Raw genomic sequence first — 19,437 nt, forward strand, 5'->3', positions numbered from 1 at the left:
CATGAGTAAGCGTATTTTAATTACCGGCGCAGCCAGTGGCATTGGTCGCTACGTGGCTGAGCACCTTGGCAAGCAAGGCCATGAGATCTTATTAACTGATCTTGATGGCGAGCGTGCAGCTAGCGAAGCCGCCATCCTTAAAGAGCAAGGCATTCGTGCTCAAGGATTCGCATTGAATGTGGCCGACTTAGCCTCGCTAGGCGAATTTGTGGCAAGCCAGCCCACCATTGATGTGCTTATTAACAATGCGGGCATTCAACACGTTGAGCGTTTGGATGAGTACCCTTTGGATAAATGGCAGCTACTGCAAGATGTGTTGCTCAATGGCCCTGCCATGCTCACCAAAGCGGTACTTCCTGCGATGCGCGAGCAAAATTTTGGTCGCATCATCAACATTGGCTCTATTCACGCGCAGGTAGCGTCGAAATATAAGTCAGCGTACGTCTCAGCGAAGCACGGTTTGATTGGTCTTGGCAAAGTGCTGGCGTTAGAAACCGGTGATGTTGATATCACCGTAAACACCATTTGCCCAGCGTATGTGAAAACCCCGCTGGTGGAGGCGCAAATTGCCAGCCAAGCAAAGCAACATGGTATTTCTGAGCAACAAGTTATCGACACCATTATGCTCGCGCCGATGCCGAAAAAAGCCTTTATTGGTTTGGATGAAATTGCACACACCGTTGACTTTTTAATGGCGGATGCCGCGCGCAACATCACCGCCCAAGCCATCGCCCTTGATGGCGGTTGGACTGCGCAATAGGAGAGAACATGGCAGGTTTTAATAAAGTAGTAAGCAGCTACGAAGAGGCGCTGGCGGGATTAGCGGATAACATGACCGTGATTGCCGGTGGGTTTGGTTTGTGTGGCATCCCTGAGGGCCTGATCAAAGAAATTAAACACAAAGGCACCACGGGTCTCACAGTAGTGTCAAACAACTGCGGCGTAGATGGCTTTGGTTTGGGGATTTTGCTTGAAGACAAGCAAATCAAAAAAATGGTGGCGTCTTACGTGGGTGAGAACGCGCTATTTGAACAGCAGTTGTTGAATGGTGAGTTGGAAGTGGAGCTCACCCCACAAGGCACCTTAGCGGAAAAAATGCGTGCTGGTGGTGCGGGTATTCCTGCGTTTTATACCGCAACAGGTGTGGGTACTGTGGTTGCTGATGGCAAAGACATTAAGCAATTTGACGGTCGTGATTATGTGCTTGAGCCAAGCATTGTGGGTGACTTTGCCATTGTTAAAGCATGGAAAGCTGACCGCTTTGGCAACTGTGTGTATCGCCACACAGCGATGAACTTCAACCCCATGGCGGCTACGGCAGGCAAGATCACCGTGGTTGAAGCGGAAGAGATTGTTGAACCGGGTGAGCTTGAGCCCAGCCAAATTCACACCCCAGGTATTTATGTGCAGCGCGTCATCAAAGGGCAATTTGAAAAGCGCATTGAAAAACGCACAGTGCGAGGAGCATAAATCATGGCACTTACACGAGAGCAAATGGCTCAGCGCGTAGCGCAAGAATTACATGATGGTTACTACGTTAACCTAGGCATTGGTATTCCTACTTTGGTAGCTAACTATGTGCCGCAAGGCATCGATGTGATGTTGCAATCTGAAAACGGTTTGCTGGGAATGGGTGAATACCCAACCGAGGCCGAAGTAGACGCTGACATGATTAACGCCGGCAAAGAAACCGTGACAGCACGCACAGGCGCAGCGATTTTTAGCTCAGCAGAGAGCTTTGCCATGATCCGCGGTGGTCACGTCGACCTTACCGTATTAGGCGCATTTGAAGTGGACCAAAACGGCAATATCGCCAGCTGGATGATCCCCGGTAAGCTCGTCAAAGGGATGGGCGGCGCCATGGATTTGGTGGCAGGTGCGAAGAACATTATTTGCACCATGACTCATGCAAGTAAGCACGGCGACTCAAAATTGTTGACCCAATGCTCACTACCACTGACGGGCGTAGGGTGTATAAACAAGGTGATCACCGATCTCGCATTGCTAGAAATAAAAGACGGTGCCTTCCACTTACTTGAGCGCGCACCGGGTGTGAGTGTGGAAGAAATTAAAGAAAAAACACAGGGCAAACTTGTTTGCCCCGATCAGGTTCCTGAAATGCAGTTTTAGTTCCAATTTGGCCAACGCCTTATCCTAAATTGCACGACCAAACACCCAGCTAGTCCAAGGCATAGCTGGGTGTTTTTTTACAACAGATTTTTTCTAATTGCTTTGCCCGCTAACACCTCAGTGGGCGTGCCAGCAGCAATCGCCACCTCACCGTTAACAAATAGCCATTGTACTCCAGAGCTGAGTGCCTGAGGGTTGAGATAGTCGGCATGCGGGCGAAATGTCTCGGGATTGAAGATGGCAATATCGGCCACATTGCCCTCTTTAATTTCTCCATAGCCTATTAATCCCAAAGTTTGCGCAGTGAGCGTGGTGCTGTTGTGAATGTATTGTTCAACGCTCAGAACTGGACGCTCTACAACATACTCAGCAAATTTTTTAGGAAAGCTTGCGAACTTGCGTGGGTGACCCACACTGCCGTCGGAGGAAGTCATGACCCACGCTTGCTGCATGAATTGGTCAATATCGTGCTGATTCATGTTGAAGCTGGCGACGCGCGCGTTTTCACCTTCAACGATGATCTTCTTTGCTGCATCAATTGCATCTATCTGCCATTGGCTGGCCAATTGCGCCAAGGTTTTGCCGCGCCATTGCGGGTGTTTAGGGTCAGTAATGAGTAACGATTCAGCGCCGCCACGACGGCGTAAATTATCGCCCATTGCGGCGCGAATTGCAGGCCACTGCTGGGTATCGTTAAGGCGAGCAATGTAGTCAGCGTGTGAGCCCGCCATTAACTTACGTGGTATTAAGCTCCCAGCAATGCTGGTGCCTGATGCACGCCAAGGATATTGATCAGCGGTGACGGCTAACCCCCTAGCGCGCGCTGCATCGATGCGCTCAACGATAACGTCGCTTTGGCCCCACACATCTACGCCAAGGGCTTTGATATGTGCAATGTGCGCAGGAATCTTTGCGCCTTGGGCGATAGCGATAACTTCATCCACTGCTGCTACTAAGCCGATTGAGTAGGAGCTTTCATCACGAATATGGCTATCGTAATAACCGCCATATTGAGCAGCCACTGTTGCTAATTCAATCACTTCATTGGTTTGTGCATAATTACCGGGCACATAGTAAAGGCCTGTAGATAAACCTAATGCCCCTGCCTGCATGGCTTCTTCGACTAAGTCCTTCATGGCGCTCATCTCTGCCGCGTTTGGCGCCCGATTTTCCCGGCCCATTACGGCGCGACGTACTGCACCATGACCAATATGTACGGCCACATTGCTACCGATGCCTTGGTTTTGCAAACGGCTAAGCATGGCATCAACATCTATTTCACCGCCGCCGTCCACATTGCACACCACCGTTGTAACCCCTTGTGTAAGGTAATTGAGGTTGGTGTTGGCAGTGGTGTCTTTGAAGTCGTCGCAGGCATGGGTATGCGGGTCAATAAAGCCTGGAACAACGTAGTCATTGCCCGCATCTAATACATTACTGGCGCTGTATTGCGAAGGTGCGTGTGTGCCGACAAATACTATTTTACCATCATTGATCCCCAACACGCCGGGTTGCAATTGACCATCGTAGTAAAGGTTGTTTGCCGTTATTTGCGTATCAATCTGGATGCGCGAATTGCTTGCGCACCCGCTTAGGGAGGCCGCCCATATCATAACGCCCATCATGCGCAATTTAAACTGGGGGGATTGTGACATGAACATTCCTTATGATTGATTTACATGCGCTTTATTTGCCTACCAGTTAACCGCGATGCGCAAAAAATAACAACTCAGAATACGATGAACGAATGTATTGCGCTGACAAAGAGCACAGGTGTCTTTGAAAAAGCTGCTTACATTTTATTCGGTGCAACCTTTGTTCAATTCCGTCATGCTAAGCTCATCAAGAAAAAGGAGACAGCACAATGCGATGTCATGAAGTGGATTATGAAATTATCGGCCATTCAATGCAGATGGTGGAAGTGGAACTAGACCCAGGTGAAGCGGTGATAGCTGAAGCTGGGGCGATGAACTACCTAGAAGACGGCATTCAATTTGAAGCCAAAATGGGGGATGGTTCACAGGTTAATCAAGGCTTTATGAGTAAGCTATTCAGTGCGGGTAAGCGCATGATCACCGGTGAATCGCTGTTTATGACGCACTTTACCAATCAGGGCATGGGCAAGAAACGCGTCGCCTTTGCAGCACCTTTCCCCGGTACCATAGTGCCGTTAAACATGGCGCAATTGGGCGAACAAGTATTCCTGCAAAAAGACTCGTTTTTGTGTGCCGCTTTGGGCACGGAAGTGAACATTGCTTTTCAACGTAAATTAGGTGCGGGCTTCTTCGGCGGTGAAGGTTTTATCTTGCAGCGCTTGGAAGGTGACGGTATGGCCTTCGCACATGCAGGTGGCACTGTGGTAGAGAAGCAGCTCAACGGTGAAACACTGCGCCTAGACACAGGTTGTGTGGTGGGCTTCACTGGCGGTATCGAGTTTGATATCGAACGGGTCAAAGGGCTGCGTTCTATGTTCTTTGGCGGTGAAGGGTTGTTCCTGACCACGCTTCGTGGCCACGGCACCGTGTGGATTCAAAGTCTACCATTCTCGCGCTTGGCGGACCGTGTACTTGAACATGCGCCGCGAGCAGGTGGCTCACGCCAAGGTGAAGGCTCTATCCTTGGCGGCATAGGTGATTTCATCGACGGCGATTAATTTCCGTCGTATTCTCTTACTTGCTGGCAATGCCATACAGGTATTGCCACTCTTCTTCGGTGACTGGCATCACAGAGAGTCGTCCCGACTTTTTCAGTGCCAGCTCCACAATCGCTGGGTCCGCCTTTATCTGCTGCAAGGTAATTGGCTTGGCAAATGTCTCGGCGTATTTTACATCCACACTAAACCAACGCGGCGCATCAGCTGTTGCTTTTGGATCATAGTAATCGCTGCTGGCATCGTATTGTGCTGGATCTGCAAAAGGCCCTTTAGAAATCGTAGCAACACCAACGATAGCAGGCACTTTACAACTGGAGTGATAGATAAAGGCTTTGTCACCCACCTGCATACCATCACGAATAAAATTGCGCGCTTGATAATTACGCACACCGTCCCAAACTGTGGTGCTGTTTGGCGCTGCTTGCAAGTCGGCCAATGAAAACGCGTCGGGTTCTGTTTTTAATAACCAATAAGCCATTTTCTATCCTGCTCTGAACTATGTGAACAAGGCTATTGTATAGTATTATCATTGTATTAGCTGCAATGTGGTAATGAGGACACAATGAGCCAAGCATTAGATAATTTACTGTCGCTTTTAAAGTTAGAAGAAATCGAACTCGGTTTGTATCGTGGTGCCAGCCAAGACCTCGGTTTTAAAGCCGTATTTGGTGGCCAAGTTATGGGGCAAGCGCTGTCAGCCGCAAAGGAAACCTTGCCTGAAGGGCGTGTGGTTCACTCATTGCACTCATACTTTTTACGCCCAGGCGATGCCTCAAGACCGATTGTGTATGATGTTGAAAATATCCGCGACGGCAAAAGCCTCAGCACGCGTCGTGTCAGTGCGATTCAATACGGTAAACCGATTTTCTACATGACGGCGTCATTCTCGGGTGAGTCACAAGGCCTTGAACATCAAAGCCCAATGCCGGATGTGCCTGCTCCCGAGGGGCTACGTTCCGCGCTGGATTTCTATCGCGAACACGCGCACCAAATCCCCGAGCCTATTCGCAATAAGTTTATTAGCGAAAAAGCCATTGATATGCGCCCTGTGGTATTTCAAAACCCGTTTGCCCCGCAAGTGGCCGAACCAACGAAGCATATCTGGTTTAAGACCAATGGTGACATGCCAGACGACCAGCGTATTCACAACTACCTGCTCGCGTACGCATCCGATTTCGAATTTTTACCTACGGCTCTGCAACCACACGGTAAATCGTTTATGCATCCGAACATGCAAGTCGCGACTATTGATCACTCAATGTGGTTTCACCGCCCATTCCGCATGGATGAATGGATGCTCTACAGTGTGGACAGCCCCAGTGCCAGCGGCGGTCGTGGCTTGGTGCGCGGACAGTTCTTTAACCGCGCGGGGGAGTTAGTCGCTTCTACCATTCAAGAAGGTGTTATGCGCGAAAGGTAGGCTTAAAACTGCTACGCTCATCATTACGGCGTTAAAAATCGCTTCAAAGTCCTCATTTACGGCCAGTAAACTGCGGCTTTTCAGCGATTTTTGCCTTGTACTGACTTCGCTCGCGACGTTTTTAGTAGATTCTAGAATCGCACCGACAAAAAAGCCCACATTTAAGAATGTAGGCTCAGCTTTTTAAGCTTCTTTTTCATCAACTCGATTGGATTTACGTTTGTCCAAACCGAATTCAAATTTTAGAAACCAAGCATGAAATGCTGCGGAAATACTAAAATGAATTTTCATAGCCAACACCTATAGAGGGTTAGTGACTATCAGGCTTACAGGTATATTTTTAGTTGTCTGGTATATTGAAAGCTATATTTTCTGCGTGAATTAAAGTGAGCACTTTTTCGTGGAGTTTCATTAATGGGGTGAGCTTTAGTCTATGTAATATTGGCTTAAACGTTTGTATTTCGTTTGCTCGACACTTTAACTTAAATTTAGTTTGTTCGTTTCGGTATCTTAGTGAAGTATTATTCTGCCCTAATTTTGCCTGACACCTCGCGGGTAACCGCTTGCAATTGATAATATGCTTTTAGGTAAATAATTCAAGGTAAATATAATCAATACACCTCCTCACCTTTTATTCGCTGTTGGTTCATGTCGCGGTAGCGACAGCACACGAAAGGGGATGATACGATTCCCCCTTTGAAATCCCCCCCGTCCCCGTGATTCGCAAAAGCTTGCGAACTCAGGTTTTTGTTAAACGTTTCGTTTAGTCGTTGATGCGATTTACCAGCACATTCATGTGCTGGTAAATCTAGCTCGGCGTCGCGCCTTGCTATCAACAACACACTCCACAACAAAATCTGAGATCGAAAGCGCGAATCAAAACGGAAAGGGCAATACCTGTTAGTTTGGCGTAACTTTCCATGCAAAGTACAGCTGTAATTGCTTGTAATCAAAACCACTGGTAACTTATTGTTGTTATTAGTTTTAGCTTGGCTAGGTGGGTTGCTCTAAATTATGACAAAGGAGTTAGCTAGGCTTGACTCTTGTATTGTCTTTGCCCCCTATACATTCTTCCAGAAAAAATGAATTTAAAACATGTCCGAAAATAGTTCAGCAGAAAGAATATATAAGCTTGCTCTGTGGCTTTTAGTAATACTAATCCCATTAATTGTATTTTTTCTTTGGAAAAACAATTACTCTATTTCAGCGCCAATTGATGATGGAAAATTTGGTACTTTTGGAGATTTTGTCGGCGGAGTTTTGGGATCGGTTTGGTCTCTTTGTGGGGTGTTACTTTTTTACAATGCTCTGAAAGAGCAGCGAGCTGACTTCCAAACGAATAGAACCGCACTGGACAAACAGGTAGATGCGTTAAAAACACAATCAGAAGAGTTCAAGTTGCAAAGGCAAGAGTTTTCGCTGCAACGAGAAGAATTAAAGCAATCAAGAAACGTTTTTAAAGAGCAATCAAAGACCCTCATGCAACAAAGGCTCGATTCTATTTATTTTTCATTACTTGATTTGTACAACACCGTGGTTAGTGAGCTTAATAATAACTGTTCAAGCGGCAACTACTTTAAAGAGCTTAGAAGCGAACTTTACGCTCAAACACTTGGAAACGCCCACCCAATTAATGACTACAAAACTTCAAATGACATATACCTAGGAGTTTTCTATTCAAAAAAAGAAGAGCTAACTCATTACTTCAGGCTTGTTTATAGGATCATAAAAACTATTGATGACTCTGAAATTGACGATGAAGAAAAGTTCATTTATATCAAAATCCTACGATCTCAGCTAAGTGAAAATGAGTTACTTGCTTTATACTACAACTCTCACTCTTACTACAGTGAAAACTCGTACAAGCTAATTTTAAAGTACAACCTATTAAAACATCTACCTTCAATGTCAAAACTAGAAGTTTATAAATTTTTAGTTCCTAAAAATAGTGATGGAAAGCCGAAAATATTAGATGGTGCAAACAAAAAAGATTTTGATACTAAAAATGCATTTAGATTACGATTTAATAATGAACTTTTTACTTTAATTCAGAGTTTTATTGATTGACTGGAAAGGGAATATTATGCTGATGACTTTGACGAATCTCGGATTTCCGTTCCTCTCCCCCTCCATGAAGATATTTTGATATCAATTGAATCATCTGACTTGAATGAAATGAAAATTGAAATTTCTTCTTTTCGTGATTTAGAAAACATTGACCTCGCAAAGTTTGATGTAGAGAGTTTTCAGAAGTATCTAGAGTTGATTCTTTTTGATAGGTTTATATATGCCATGTATGTACCTTCAGAGCAACTAGCAGGGTTCATAGATGTCAGAAAAACGAGTAAGTCAGTAGTATTTGAATTACGTTCCCCGAAAAAATTACAGCTAAATAAAGACATGGTTTAGAGAGAGCCAATAATGAGTTTATATTTAAATCAAGAAGATTTTGAAAACATTTTCAAAAACCATATAACAACAAAAGTTTATTCACTTTCTCTAAAAACCCTTTTTAGCAAAAGAAGAGTCGAAAAGATAAAATATGATCCCTACTATCAACGGAACTATGTATGGGACAACAGTAAAGCAACTTTCTTCATTGAAAGTATTCTGTTGGGAACCGATGTTCCTCCATTAATTTTCTTCAATACAGGCTCTACAATTGAGGTAATTGATGGTAGGCAACGTTATGAAACCATCAAGAAGTTTCGTAACGGTGAACTTAAATTAAGCATTAAAGGGCTCACAAAGCTCACTCAGCTACAGAACAGACAATTCAGTACTCTAAATCCTGAAATTCAGGGGCTACTCGATGATGCAAAAATTCGTATTTTTGAATTTGAAATATTTAATGAACCAAGGCTAGATGCAACCCTAGAAGACAAAATAAAGAAAGAAATTTTCAGAAGATATAACTCCGGTATCACCCCACTAAACAGCGCAGAAATTGACAATGCAACTTATGATGATGACTCTATAACAAACGAATTAAAAGCACGTATTGTTAATAATCCAGAATTCGTTTCATTGGTTGAAAAGCACTTTCTTGGTAAAGTTTTTAAGAATGATGATACGTCAAAAGTGCTACAGTTTATGAGGAGATATTTAGTTCTATCATCTTTCCCTATAAGCACATACGCTAGCGGTAGTAATAGAACTGAGATAATGGATTTCTCTACGGCGTTAAGTCACAGAACACAGAAAACCCTGACGAAATATGTGAGAGCTTATTTTATAACCTGAACAAAACAATAGAGCTTATACAAAATTTAACTGTTTCTCCTAACAAACTGATAAATGAGGCTCTACTTTGGGCAATATTCATACTTCTTGAAGAGGAAGTGGATATTTCCCCCCTATACACTTCTACAGGCATTAGCCAAATAAATGACTATTTGACAAATCACCAAGATGACTTCCTCTCAGAAAATAGTCACCACTATAAATCAATTATTGGGAGGCATAAGTCAATCAGTAAAATGATTTCGACACTGTTGCCTTTTGACTTTTCTATATTTATTAAGAATGATGATTTCAAAAACTCTGTCAAAAAAATGAGGCAGAGTGAAAAGGAAGCCAAACTAAAATTAGATGAGTTAGCGTCATTACGCGTGCAAAAACCAGAACCTTCCTTAATTCCAATAGAAGAAATTGTAGAGGAATTAAATGGAAACAAATACTTAATTAGACCTAGCTATCAAAGGCTTGAAAAGATTAATGTATTTAAAGCTTCAGCAATCATTGAAAGTATTCTTCTTGGGATTAACCTGCCCCCTTTATTCATCTATAAAAACCGAAATGGTGTTAAAGAGGTTATAGATGGCCAACAACGATTACTTTCAGTTTTGGGTTTTTTAGGAAAAAGTTATCAGGACGAAAATGGAACTACAACATATCCTAAGTGCTGCAACTTTAAATTATCAAGGCTTAAAATACTGCATGAGTTAAACGGTTCTAGGTTTGAAGATTTAGACTTTAACCTTCAAGATAAAATTTATGACTTCATGCTTAGTGTTATTGAGATAGATTCATATTTAAATAACAATTTTGATCCTGTTGACCTCTTTATAAGGCTTAATAATAAGCCTTATCCTATAAAAGAAAATTCCTTCGAAATGTGGAACTCATTCATGGATAGGGATGTTATTAGGTATATAAGAGAAATAACCGATAACAATATTGAGTGGTTTTATATAAAGCAAAGAAATGGGAATAATTCTTCAGATAGAATGTTGAATGAGGAGCTCATAACTCTACTAGCCTATAACTTGTACAACTCAAAGTATAGACCTGAATATACTAGTTTAGGTTTTTACTTAAGGGACAGTAAAATTAATTGCAGAATAACTGAAAAGAAAGATGTCTCAGCCCTTCTAGAGAAAATATTAACTGATATGGAACTTAAAAATAAATTTCTAGAATCAATCGAAAATATTGAAAAAATAATTTCGATTCTGAAGTCTAAATTATCACCTAGTAATCTTAAAAACTCGCTAAATGAAGTTTTCTATAAAGAAGGTGGAAAGCGGTATTTAGTCGATTTTTATCTTTTATTTCAGATAATGCAAAGGCTTGATGACAACCGAAAAGAGTCCATAACTTTTAATGAGTTACAAGATAAGATGGCGTTAGTTAAAAATAAGCTTAAAAACCCTGAGCAAGGTGTTCATCAGCAAGAATATTTCGAAGATCTCCTTGATGACATAAGCGTATAACAACCATTTAATGAATGGGTAAGAGTTCAGGCTTTACTTGCCCTCACAACAACCCCAAACAAGCAGTCGTGCGAAACGCTATAAGTGTGAGCATTCCCCGTTATGATTCGCGCTGTAGAAATCGGCTTTTGTTGTGGAGCGTGATTGAAACAACGGAGCATGGATGCGGAGTTAGGTTTATCGAGTCAGGATGACGAGTTAAACCGGGTTGAAAGCTAAGCGGAGCGTTTAACAAACACCTGAGTTCGGAGGCATTTGCGAATCACGGGCGCCTTAGGAGTTGTTAGAGGAAATGGGCGCGCATTTCCTCTGATCCGAAGTCGGCGGCCCGACAAAATCTATCAATTACCACCTTTGTCGGCGCAGAGCACCGACCTACAAACCGCCATAGTCGGCGGCCCGACGACTCACAAAGGCTTACGCGCCTTATCGCGTGGCCGCCACTGTATCACTAATCGACTGCCAAATACGTGCTGGCAGCAACTGATGCAAATCCTCATTAACAATATGCAGTGCCTCGCTGTGCACTAGCGAGTTGTCATCACATTTCTTTATCAGTTTCTCTTCGCGTAGGTTGGCGATAAACGCGGCGAGTACTTTTTTGTCGAAAAACTCTGGGCTCTTAATGCCATGCAAGGTGCCTAATCGCTGCGCCACGGCGGTACTTTCTTTTTCCAGCTCTGACGGGCTGAGCTTCTTGTCTTCACTCAGCAAGCCAATGACAAGTGCGTAACGTAGCAAGGTGTGGTGCACTACTTTACCCAACATTTCGAGGGTAGCTTGGTTGTCGCCTTCTTTGAGCACCTCAAGTTGTTCGCCGTCGGCGCGGATCAGGCCTTGAGCGGCAAAGCTAGCAAGAATATTGTCGATGTAGTCATCGCTTAATTCCAGCAAGAACCACTCTTTGGCAAACAGTGGGTAAAGGCGTTTGATCTGTGCCTTACACTCGCTGCGTGTGATGCGGTGGTTTTTGAACAGCTGCTGCGCAATGACGCTTGGCACCGCAAACAGGTGCAGCACGTTATTGCGATAATAGTTGAATAAGGTGCGCTCTTTTTCGGCGATGGCGATGATGTCGCCGAACTGGTCGTTCATCACATCGAACTTGTTCAGTGTTAGCGCATGCTCAAGCAGTTCTTCTGCACTTTGCTCTGGCAAAGTCACGTGTTCACTTAATGGCGCATCTTCTAGCATGCGCAAATAAAAGCGCATTTGTTCAAGCAGCTGCACTTTACTGAGCGCAAACTGATCATTGGTCAGTAAGATAGTCGCTAATAGGTTAACCGAGTTAACCGCGGCGGCGCTGTTAATATTGACCATGATTTCGTCAGCCAACTTGTTCACTTGTGAGCCTAGCCACGCTGGCTTTTGCGCGTCGGTTGGGTGAATGGCATCACGCCAATCAGGCTGATGCTCGTTGAGGAACTGGTTAACATTAATAGGCGTGCCGAAGTTGAGGTTACCACGGCCGTAGTTCTTCAAGTTCTTAATGGCCTTGAATACACCGAATACCGATTCGTTCTTTTTATTATTGCCCGCCAGTTCTTTAAGATAGGTGTTAATTTCCATCACATGCTCATACCCAATGTACACAGGGACGATGGAAATAGGGCGGTCGATACCACGGAGCATGGCTTGTAAAGTCATCGCCAGCATACCGGTTTTCGGTGGCAGCAAGTGTCCTGTACGGCTGCGGCCGCCTTCAGTGTAAAACTTCACTGAATAGCCTTTGATGAACAATTGGCTTAAGTACTCTTTGAATACGGCTGAATACAGTTTGTTGCCGCTGAAAGAACGGCGAATAAAGAAGGCGCCGCTGCGACGGAAAATCGGTCCAGCAGGGAAGAAGTCGAGGTTAATACCCGCAGCAATGTGGGGCGGCACTAATCCTTGATGGTAAATCACATAGGTGAGTAATAAGTAGTCCATGTGGCTGCGGTGACACGGCACATAAATGATCTCATGGCCTTTGTCGGTAAGCTCGCGTACTTGGTCGGCGTAGCGTACATCAATGCCGTTATACAACTTGTTCCACAGCCATGTAAGAATTCGGTCAGCAACGCGCACCATGGCATCGGAGTAGTTCGCGGCGATTTCATCCAGCAGGTCGAGCGCATTTTGGCGCGCCTCTTCGTGGCTTAATCCCTTCGACTTTGCTTCATCCGCAATGGCTTTTTTAATGGTTGGCGACGCCAATAGAGAATTGAACAACGCTTCGCGTGATGGCAATTTCGGGCCTGTTGCCGCAAGTTTTTGACGACGGAAGTGCACGCGGGCAACACGTACCAGCTTATGCGGGAGTTCTTCTTTATCTGTGCGTCCTTCAACCAGCTTGGCTAAATCCAACGGCTGGCTAAAGCGAATGAGGTTATCGCGCCCAGAAAACAGGACCACGAAAATCTTGCGGAACCAGCTTGGCGTGAGTGAATGAGAAATAAGCGTGCTCAAACCCGGCTTTTCTTTACCTGGATTACGCCCCCACAAGATGGTCACCGGCACCACTTGGATTTTTTGCTCCGGGGCGCGCTCTAGTGAGTCAAAGATCTCCTTACCTTGGCGCAGCGCACAACTTGGGCGGCTTTTGTTGCCAAAAGAGGAGGCGGATTTTGAATACCGATAAAGCGAGGTAGTTCAGCGCCATTTAGCTCTTGCTCCTGTGTTGGGTCTGGTAAGCCCAGTTTTCTGCACACTTTCGCCAGCGCTGCGATATCCGTGCGAGAATTTAAACGGCCAATATAAAAGGTAGGCACGGTGACATCGAGCTCGAAGTCAGCAACAGGATGTTGTGGAAGTACCTTGGTTTTGACACAAATGGCGTTTAAGCAGCGAGCTAAAAAGTCGATGCCGCGATTTACTATTCTCATTCAGAATCACTCACTTAAGCACATTACCTAGGTGCATAAACCACATTGGTAATGGATAAGAAAACACAAAAAGGGGTGCGAATGATACCAACTTATAACTGGACTGACCATTGGCTCGTTATTTACCAAGCCAACTCAACTTTAAAAAGTCTCATCTAGAACCCGTGCTTCGGGGGTTAAAATTTAAGCGCTCATAAAGTAACCTACCTTTAAGCCTCGTGTCAGTTGTGTGTCGGGATAATTACGAACATAGACTGTCACAACAGCACCGAGCTCGGTATTTAGTCGTATCCCTGGGACTAGGCACCCTGCTGCAGTGGACAAGGGTGGTGAGTAAATAGGACTTACACTGTTGATGCATCTCCCTTGTCCGTTGTACCTCGTTTACTAAACCCCTTAGGTTTCTAAGCCTTTCGTAAAAAACTGTTGCATTTATCACCAATCTCTCTATAATACGCAGACTTTCTTTGCCTTAGGTGTCTCACCAAGGACTCAGAAAGATAGATATAGCTTGGATTTCAAGCATAAACAGGAACTCCGATTTGGAGTTCAATGGTAGAAAATGAAAGGACAACCGACTTCTTAGTAGTAAGTAAGTTTCGGGTGTTTTTTTATGCTCTTTTTAAATGCTCTTTTTATTGAGGTTTTAGAATGTCAAATCAACGCATTCGCATTCGCCTAAAAGCTTTTGACCACCGTTTGATTGACCAATCAACGGCGGAAATTGTGGAAACAGCGAAACGCACAGGTGCTCAGGTTCGTGGTCCAATCCCACTACCTACACGCAAAGAACGTTTCACAGTATTGATTTCTCCGCACGTTAACAAAGACGCGCGTGATCAGTACGAGATCCGCACCCACAAACGTCTGATCGACATCGTAGAACCAACAGACAAGACTGTAGACGCTCTAATGCGCCTAGACCTTGCTGCTGGTGTTGATGTTCAAATCAGCCTGGGTTAATCGGAAGATTAGAGAGGTTTTAGGAAAATGGCATTAGGTCTAGTCGGTCGTAAAGTGGGTATGACTCGCATCTTCACTGAAGATGGCGTATCTATCCCTGTGACAGTTATCGAAGCGACTCCTAACCGTGTTACGCAGATCAAATCTGACGCAACAGACGGTTATAACGCGCTTCAAGTAACCGCAGGCGAGAAAAAAGCTAGCCGTGTAAACAAACCAGCAGCGGGTCACTTCGCTAAAGCTGGCGTTGAAGCGGGTCGCGGTCTGTGGGAATTCCGTCTAAATGGCGGTGAAGGCGACTTCGAAGTTGGTAACGAAATCACTGTTGAAGTTTTCAACGAAGTGAGCAAAGTTGACGTTACTGGTACTTCTAAAGGTAAAGGTTTCCAAGGTGGTGTTAAGCGCTGGAATTTCAGCATGCAAGACGCGACTCACGGTAACTCATTGTCTCACCGTGCTCCTGGTTCAATCGGTCAAAACCAATCACCTGGTAAGGTGTTTAAAGGTAAGAAAATGGCCGGTCACATGGGTGCTGAGCGTGTAACTACTCAGAACCTTGAACTAGTTCGTGTTGACGCTGAGCGTAACCTGCTTCTAGTTAAAGGTGCAGTACCTGGCGCTATCGGCGGTGACGTTATCGTTAAACCAGCTGTTAAAGCATAAGTCCTGGAGATTTAGTGATGGAATTAGCAATTAAAGACGCTTCAGGCGCTCTTGAAGTTTCCGAAGCTACTTTTGGACGTGAGTTTAACGAAGCATTAGTACACCAAGTAGTTGTTGCTTACGCAGCAGGTGCTCGTCAAGGTACTAAAGCTCAGAAGACACGTTCTGAAGTAAGCGGTGGCGGTAAGAAGCCATGGCGTCAAAAAGGTACTGGCCGTGCACGTGCTGGTACAATCCGTAGCCCAATCTGGCGCAGCGGTGGTGTGACTTTTGCAGCTAAGCCGCAAGATCACAGCCAAAAAGTTAACCGTAAGATGTATCGCGGTGCGATCAAGAGCATCTTATCTGAGCTTGTTCGTCAAGAGCGTTTAGTTGTAGTTGAGAACTTCGGTATCGAAGCTCCTAAGACTAAAGCACTTGTAGCTAAGCTTAAAGAGCTTGAGCTTAAAGACGTACTAATCGTGACAGAAGAAGTAGAAGAGAATCTATTCCTTGCTGCTCGCAACCTATACAAGGTTGACGTACGTGACGTAGCTGGCATCGACCCAGTAAGCCTAATCGCTTTCGATAAGGTTGTTATGACTAAGGGTGCTGTAAAGCAACTTGAGGAGGCGCTAGCATAATCCGTGAAGAACGTCTTTTAAAAGTAATCCTTGCTCCACACATCTCTGAGAAGAGCACTGTATCTGCTGAAGATAACAACACGATTGTTTTCAAAGTACTTAAAGATGCAACTAAAGCTGACGTTAAAGCAGCTGTAGAAAAGCTTTTCGAAGTAGAAGTAACTGGTGTTCGCACACTAAATGTTAAGGGTAAAACAAAGCGTACTGGTATGCGTTTCGGTCGTCGTAGCGACTGGAAGAAAGCCTACGTTACTCTTAAAGAAGGTAGCGAGCTAGACTTTGTCGGCGGCGCCGAGTAATAAGGGGAGTTAGAATTATGGCACTTCAAAAGTGTAAACCAACTTCTGCGGGTCGTCGTCACGTCGTTAAAGTGGTTAACCCTGATCTACACAAGGGTAAGCCATACGCTCCGCTTCTAGAGAAGAACTCTAAAACCGGTGGTCGTAACAACAAAGGTCGTATCACGGTTCGTCATATCGGTGGTGGTCACAAGCATCATTACCGTGTAATTGACTTTAAACGCACTAAAGATGGCATTCCAGCTAAAGTAGAGCGTCTAGAGTATGATCCAAACCGTAGCGCGAACATCGCGTTGGTTTGTTATGCAGACGGTGAGCGTCGTTACATCATCGCTCCAAAGGGTCTTAAAGCAGGTGATCAAATCCAGTCTGGTGTTGATGCACCAATCAAAGCTGGTAACACCTTACCTATGCGCAATATGCCTGTAGGTTCGACTGTACACAACGTAGAGCTTAAGCCTGGCAAAGGTGCACAGATTGCACGTTCTGCAGGCGCTTACGTACAAATCCTAGCACGTGATGGTCAATACGTGACTCTACGTCTTCGTTCAGGCGAAGTTCGTAAAGTACTAGCTGACTGCCGCGCAACACTAGGTGAAGTAGGTAATGCTGAGCACATGCTACGTTCACTAGGTAAAGCTGGTGCAAACCGCTGGCGTGGTATCCGTCCGACAGTTCGTGGTGTTGCCATGAACCCGGTAGATCACCCGCACGGTGGTGGTGAAGGTCGTACTTCTGGTGGTCGTCACCCTGTATCTCCATGGGGCGTACCTACCAAAGGTTACAAGACTCGTAAGAACAAGCGTACTGATAAGTTCATCGTACGTCGTCGTACTAAATAATAGTTGAGGAATAGCCATGCCACGTTCTCTCAAGAAAGGTCCTTTTATTGACCTGCACTTGCTGAAGAAGGTAGAGAAAGCGTTGGAAAGCGGTGACAAGAAGCCAATTAAAACTTGGAGCCGTCGTTCAATGATCATACCTAACATGATCGGATTGACCATCGCTGTCCATAATGGTCGTCAGCACGTTCCTGTGTTTGTCACAGACGAAATGATCGGTCACAAACTGGGTGAATTCGCACCTACACGTACTTATCGCGGCCACGCTGCTGATAAGAAAGCTAAGAAACGTTAATCGGAGGTTATGATGGAAGCATTAGCTAAACACAAATTCGCCTCTGGTTCGGCGCAAAAAGCACGTCTAGTTGCAGACCAAATCCGTGGACTACCGGTAGATCGCGCCCTAGAAATCCTGGCGTACAGCCCAAAGAAAGCGGCTGCATTAGTTAAGAAAGTACTTGAGTCTGCTATCGCTAACGCGGAGCACAACGAAGGTGCTGACATTGATGAGCTTGTAGTAGCGAAAGTATTTGTAGACGAAGGTCCTACAATGAAACGCATCATGCCTCGTGCTAAAGGACGCGCAGACCGCATCCTTAAGCGTACAAGCCACATCACTGTTGTGGTTTCGGATAACTAGGAGATATAAGTAATGGGACAAAAAGTTCATCCTACTGGTATTCGCCTAGGTATCTCTAAACCTTGGGTTTCTACCTGGTACGCGAATACAAAAGATTACTCTGAGCAGCTTTTTGGCGATCACAAAGTACGTTCTTACCTTACTAAGGAACTTAAGAACGCTTCTGTAGCTAAAATCGTTATCGAGCGCCCAGCTAAATCTATCCGTGTAACAATTCACACAGCTCGTCCTGGTGTTGTTATCGGTAAAAAAGGCGAAGACGTTGAAAAGCTACGTCAAGCTGTAACAAAAATCGCTGGTGTACCTGCGCAAATCAACATTGCGGAAGTACGTAAGCCAGAGCTTGATGCACAACTAGTAGCTGACGGTATTGCGTCACAGCTAGAGCGTCGTGTTATGTTCCGTCGCGCTATGAAGCGTTCGGTACAAAACGCTATGCGCATTGGTGCAAAGGGTATCAAAGTTGAAGTAAGCGGTCGTCTAGGCGGCGCAGAAATCGCACGTTCTGAGTGGTACCGTGAAGGTCGTGTACCTCTACACACTCTTCGTGCTGATATCGATTACGCAACTTCTGAAGCTGCAACCACTTACGGCATCATCGGTGTTAAAGTATGGATCTTCAAAGGCGAAGTTATTGGTGGTCTTCCACTAGTTCAAGAGCAAGAGAAGCCTGCTAAACGTGGCCCGAAGAAAGCCAAGAAAAGTGCTAAGTAGGAGTAGCGAGTAATGTTACAGCCAAAACGTACAAAATTCCGTAAGATGCACAAAGGCCGCAACCGTGGTCTTGCGCAAAACGGTAACAAAGTAAGCTTCGGTGCTTTCGGTCTTAAGGCTACTGGCCGTGGCCGTATGACAGCTCGTCAAATCGAAGCAGCTCGTCGTGCTATGACACGTCACATCAAGCGTCAAGGTAAAATCTGGATTCGTGTATTCCCAGACAAGCCAATCACTAACAAGCCGCTTGAAGTTCGTATGGGTAAAGGTAAAGGTTCTGTTGAATACTGGGTTGCTGAAATTCAGCCTGGTAAAGTACTTTACGAAATGGAAGGTGTTTCAGAAGAGCTTGCTCGTGAAGCATTCAACCTAGCGTCTCGTAAATTACCATTCAAAACCACTTTTGTAACTCGGACGGTGATGTAATGAAAGCTAGCGAACTTAAAGATAAAAGCGTAGAAGAGCTTAACGCTGAACTTATTGAGCTTCTTCGTGAGCAGTTTAACCTGCGCATGCAAGCAAGCACTGGTCAGCTAGCTCAATCTCATTTGCTACGTAAAGTACGTCGCGATATCGCGCGTGTTAAAACGGTTATTAACCAGAAGGCAGGTGCATAATGAGCGATAAGATCCGTACTCTACAAGGCCGTGTAATCAGCGACAAGATGGACAAGTCTTTCACTGTTGCTGTGGCACGTTACGTGAAGCACCCGGTATACGGTAAATTCATGAAGCGTACTACTAAGTTGCACGTACATGATGAAAACAACACTGCTTTAGAAGGCGACACAGTTACTATTCGTGAGTGTGCTCCTATCTCTAAGACTAAGTCTTGGACTTTAGTAGACGTTGTTGAGCGTCCAAAGAAAGCTTAATTTTTAATTAAGTCTATTCGGACCTAAAAAGCCCCGG

Annotated in this window: 21 protein-coding genes and 1 pseudogene; 19 read left to right on the top strand and 3 right to left on the bottom strand. The window is 44.9% G+C overall.

The features are described from left to right. Position 1: 1 nt before the first annotated feature. The 3 genes from ACH19P_RS02675 to ACH19P_RS02685 are packed head-to-tail and all read left to right on the top strand — an operon-like array spanning position 2 to position 2,130. On the top strand, positions 2-760 hold the full coding sequence (locus ACH19P_RS02675) for a 3-hydroxybutyrate dehydrogenase (protein ID WP_347391369.1): 759 nt from the start codon (positions 2-4) through the stop codon (positions 758-760). 8 nt (positions 761-768) lie between these two features. Next, positions 769-1,470 (top strand): CoA transferase subunit A, encoded by a 702-nt coding sequence (locus ACH19P_RS02680; protein ID WP_462156980.1) that lies wholly within the window; start codon positions 769-771, stop codon positions 1,468-1,470. Positions 1,471-1,473: 3 nt separating this feature from the next. Further along, positions 1,474-2,130 (top strand): CoA transferase subunit B, encoded by a 657-nt coding sequence (locus ACH19P_RS02685; RefSeq protein ID WP_347393502.1) that lies wholly within the window; start codon positions 1,474-1,476, stop codon positions 2,128-2,130. Between the two features lie 77 nt (positions 2,131-2,207). On the opposite strand, the gene ACH19P_RS02690 is transcribed toward ACH19P_RS02685, so the two are convergent. Continuing rightward, complete coding sequence (locus ACH19P_RS02690) at positions 2,208-3,785, bottom strand: N-acyl-D-amino-acid deacylase family protein (protein WP_462156981.1); 1,578 nt, start codon at positions 3,783-3,785, stop codon at positions 2,208-2,210. A gap of 209 nt (positions 3,786-3,994) precedes the next feature. On the opposite strand from ACH19P_RS02690, the gene ACH19P_RS02695 reads away from it, so the two are divergent. After that, entirely contained in the window at positions 3,995-4,783 is a 789-nt protein-coding gene (locus ACH19P_RS02695) for a TIGR00266 family protein (protein WP_347391365.1), read from the top strand. A gap of 16 nt (positions 4,784-4,799) precedes the next feature. On the opposite strand, the gene ACH19P_RS02700 is transcribed toward ACH19P_RS02695, so the two are convergent. Beyond that, a complete protein-coding gene (locus tag ACH19P_RS02700) occupies positions 4,800-5,261 on the bottom strand; it encodes an EVE domain-containing protein (protein ID WP_462156982.1) in 462 nt (153 codons plus the stop codon). A gap of 84 nt (positions 5,262-5,345) precedes the next feature. On the opposite strand from ACH19P_RS02700, the gene tesB reads away from it, so the two are divergent. The 4 genes from tesB to ACH19P_RS02720 all read left to right on the top strand — a co-directional run bounded on the left by tesB (position 5,346) and on the right by ACH19P_RS02720 (position 10,918). Continuing rightward, entirely contained in the window at positions 5,346-6,203 is an 858-nt protein-coding gene (gene tesB, locus ACH19P_RS02705) for an acyl-CoA thioesterase II (protein WP_462156983.1), read from the top strand. A 1,095-nt stretch (positions 6,204-7,298) separates the two neighbouring features. Further along, a complete protein-coding gene (locus tag ACH19P_RS02710; RefSeq protein WP_462156984.1) occupies positions 7,299-8,270 on the top strand; it encodes a putative phage abortive infection protein in 972 nt (323 codons plus the stop codon). Positions 8,271-8,624: 354 nt separating this feature from the next. Further along, positions 8,625-9,446, top strand: coding sequence for a DUF262 domain-containing protein (locus ACH19P_RS02715; protein WP_462156985.1), 822 nt, complete (start codon positions 8,625-8,627; stop codon positions 9,444-9,446). A 98-nt stretch (positions 9,447-9,544) separates the two neighbouring features. After that, positions 9,545-10,918 carry a DUF262 domain-containing protein gene (locus ACH19P_RS02720; protein WP_462156986.1) on the top strand — a complete coding sequence of 458 codons (1,374 nt, stop codon included), beginning with the start codon at positions 9,545-9,547 and terminating at the stop codon, positions 10,916-10,918. 426 nt (positions 10,919-11,344) lie between these two features. On the opposite strand, the pseudogene plsB reads toward ACH19P_RS02720, so the two are convergent. Continuing rightward, positions 11,345-13,782: pseudogene (gene plsB, locus ACH19P_RS02725) on the bottom strand (glycerol-3-phosphate 1-O-acyltransferase PlsB). A gap of 651 nt (positions 13,783-14,433) precedes the next feature. On the opposite strand from plsB, the gene rpsJ reads away from it, so the two are divergent. From rpsJ to rpsQ, 11 genes are read left to right on the top strand one after another with little or no spacing between them, the layout of a single operon-like run. After that, positions 14,434-14,745: a 30S ribosomal protein S10 gene (gene rpsJ, locus ACH19P_RS02730; RefSeq protein WP_010376390.1), complete on the top strand. Its 312-nt coding sequence runs from the start codon at positions 14,434-14,436 to the stop codon at positions 14,743-14,745. A gap of 27 nt (positions 14,746-14,772) precedes the next feature. Then, complete coding sequence (gene rplC, locus ACH19P_RS02735) at positions 14,773-15,408, top strand: 50S ribosomal protein L3 (protein WP_105189382.1); 636 nt, start codon at positions 14,773-14,775, stop codon at positions 15,406-15,408. A gap of 17 nt (positions 15,409-15,425) precedes the next feature. Continuing rightward, entirely contained in the window at positions 15,426-16,031 is a 606-nt protein-coding gene (rplD, locus tag ACH19P_RS02740) for a 50S ribosomal protein L4 (RefSeq protein WP_105189381.1), read from the top strand. Continuing rightward, positions 16,028-16,330 carry a 50S ribosomal protein L23 gene (gene rplW / locus ACH19P_RS02745; RefSeq protein ID WP_105199951.1) on the top strand — a complete coding sequence of 101 codons (303 nt, stop codon included), beginning with the start codon at positions 16,028-16,030 and terminating at the stop codon, positions 16,328-16,330. Before rplD ends, rplW begins: the two co-directional genes overlap by 4 nt. 17 nt (positions 16,331-16,347) lie before the next feature. Further along, complete coding sequence (gene rplB, locus ACH19P_RS02750; RefSeq protein WP_462156987.1) at positions 16,348-17,172, top strand: 50S ribosomal protein L2; 825 nt, start codon at positions 16,348-16,350, stop codon at positions 17,170-17,172. A 16-nt stretch (positions 17,173-17,188) separates the two neighbouring features. Continuing rightward, a complete protein-coding gene (gene rpsS / locus ACH19P_RS02755; protein ID WP_010367084.1) occupies positions 17,189-17,467 on the top strand; it encodes a 30S ribosomal protein S19 in 279 nt (92 codons plus the stop codon). Between the two features lie 12 nt (positions 17,468-17,479). Continuing rightward, entirely contained in the window at positions 17,480-17,812 is a 333-nt protein-coding gene (gene rplV, locus ACH19P_RS02760) for a 50S ribosomal protein L22 (protein ID WP_105189398.1), read from the top strand. A 12-nt stretch (positions 17,813-17,824) separates the two neighbouring features. Next, positions 17,825-18,526, top strand: coding sequence for a 30S ribosomal protein S3 (rpsC, locus tag ACH19P_RS02765; protein ID WP_462156988.1), 702 nt, complete (start codon positions 17,825-17,827; stop codon positions 18,524-18,526). Between the two features lie 12 nt (positions 18,527-18,538). Beyond that, entirely contained in the window at positions 18,539-18,952 is a 414-nt protein-coding gene (gene rplP / locus ACH19P_RS02770; protein WP_347391355.1) for a 50S ribosomal protein L16, read from the top strand. Further along, positions 18,952-19,143 (top strand): 50S ribosomal protein L29, encoded by a 192-nt coding sequence (gene rpmC, locus ACH19P_RS02775; protein ID WP_105189377.1) that lies wholly within the window; start codon positions 18,952-18,954, stop codon positions 19,141-19,143. Before rplP ends, rpmC begins: the two co-directional genes overlap by 1 nt. Then, positions 19,143-19,400, top strand: a complete 258-nt coding sequence (gene rpsQ, locus ACH19P_RS02780; protein WP_347391354.1) for a 30S ribosomal protein S17 — start codon at positions 19,143-19,145, stop codon at positions 19,398-19,400. The genes rpmC and rpsQ overlap by 1 nt, the downstream gene beginning before the upstream one ends. The last annotated feature ends 37 nt before the right edge of the window (positions 19,401-19,437 follow it).

It is taken from the genome of Pseudoalteromonas sp. GB56 (genome assembly GCF_054923835.1).

Coding starts and splice junctions, on each gene's coding strand:
- rplV (WP_105189398.1), top strand. CDS start 17,480: ATGGAAGCATTAGCTAAACACAAATTCGCCTCTGGTTCGGCGCAAAAA.
- rplD (WP_105189381.1), top strand. CDS start 15,426: ATGGAATTAGCAATTAAAGACGCTTCAGGCGCTCTTGAAGTTTCCGAA.
- rpsS (WP_010367084.1), top strand. CDS start 17,189: ATGCCACGTTCTCTCAAGAAAGGTCCTTTTATTGACCTGCACTTGCTG.
- rpsQ (WP_347391354.1), top strand. CDS start 19,143: ATGAGCGATAAGATCCGTACTCTACAAGGCCGTGTAATCAGCGACAAG.
- rpsC (WP_462156988.1), top strand. CDS start 17,825: ATGGGACAAAAAGTTCATCCTACTGGTATTCGCCTAGGTATCTCTAAA.
- rpsJ (WP_010376390.1), top strand. CDS start 14,434: ATGTCAAATCAACGCATTCGCATTCGCCTAAAAGCTTTTGACCACCGT.
- ACH19P_RS02695 (WP_347391365.1), top strand. CDS start 3,995: ATGCGATGTCATGAAGTGGATTATGAAATTATCGGCCATTCAATGCAG.
- ACH19P_RS02690 (WP_462156981.1), bottom strand. CDS start 3,785: ATGTCACAATCCCCCCAGTTTAAATTGCGCATGATGGGCGTTATGATA.
- rplB (WP_462156987.1), top strand. CDS start 16,348: ATGGCACTTCAAAAGTGTAAACCAACTTCTGCGGGTCGTCGTCACGTC.
- rplC (WP_105189382.1), top strand. CDS start 14,773: ATGGCATTAGGTCTAGTCGGTCGTAAAGTGGGTATGACTCGCATCTTC.
- ACH19P_RS02680 (WP_462156980.1), top strand. CDS start 769: ATGGCAGGTTTTAATAAAGTAGTAAGCAGCTACGAAGAGGCGCTGGCG.
- ACH19P_RS02710 (WP_462156984.1), top strand. CDS start 7,299: ATGTCCGAAAATAGTTCAGCAGAAAGAATATATAAGCTTGCTCTGTGG.
- ACH19P_RS02675 (WP_347391369.1), top strand. CDS start 2: ATGAGTAAGCGTATTTTAATTACCGGCGCAGCCAGTGGCATTGGTCGC.
- ACH19P_RS02685 (WP_347393502.1), top strand. CDS start 1,474: ATGGCACTTACACGAGAGCAAATGGCTCAGCGCGTAGCGCAAGAATTA.
- rpmC (WP_105189377.1), top strand. CDS start 18,952: ATGAAAGCTAGCGAACTTAAAGATAAAAGCGTAGAAGAGCTTAACGCT.
- rplP (WP_347391355.1), top strand. CDS start 18,539: ATGTTACAGCCAAAACGTACAAAATTCCGTAAGATGCACAAAGGCCGC.
- tesB (WP_462156983.1), top strand. CDS start 5,346: ATGAGCCAAGCATTAGATAATTTACTGTCGCTTTTAAAGTTAGAAGAA.
- ACH19P_RS02700 (WP_462156982.1), bottom strand. CDS start 5,261: ATGGCTTATTGGTTATTAAAAACAGAACCCGACGCGTTTTCATTGGCC.
- ACH19P_RS02715 (WP_462156985.1), top strand. CDS start 8,625: ATGAGTTTATATTTAAATCAAGAAGATTTTGAAAACATTTTCAAAAAC.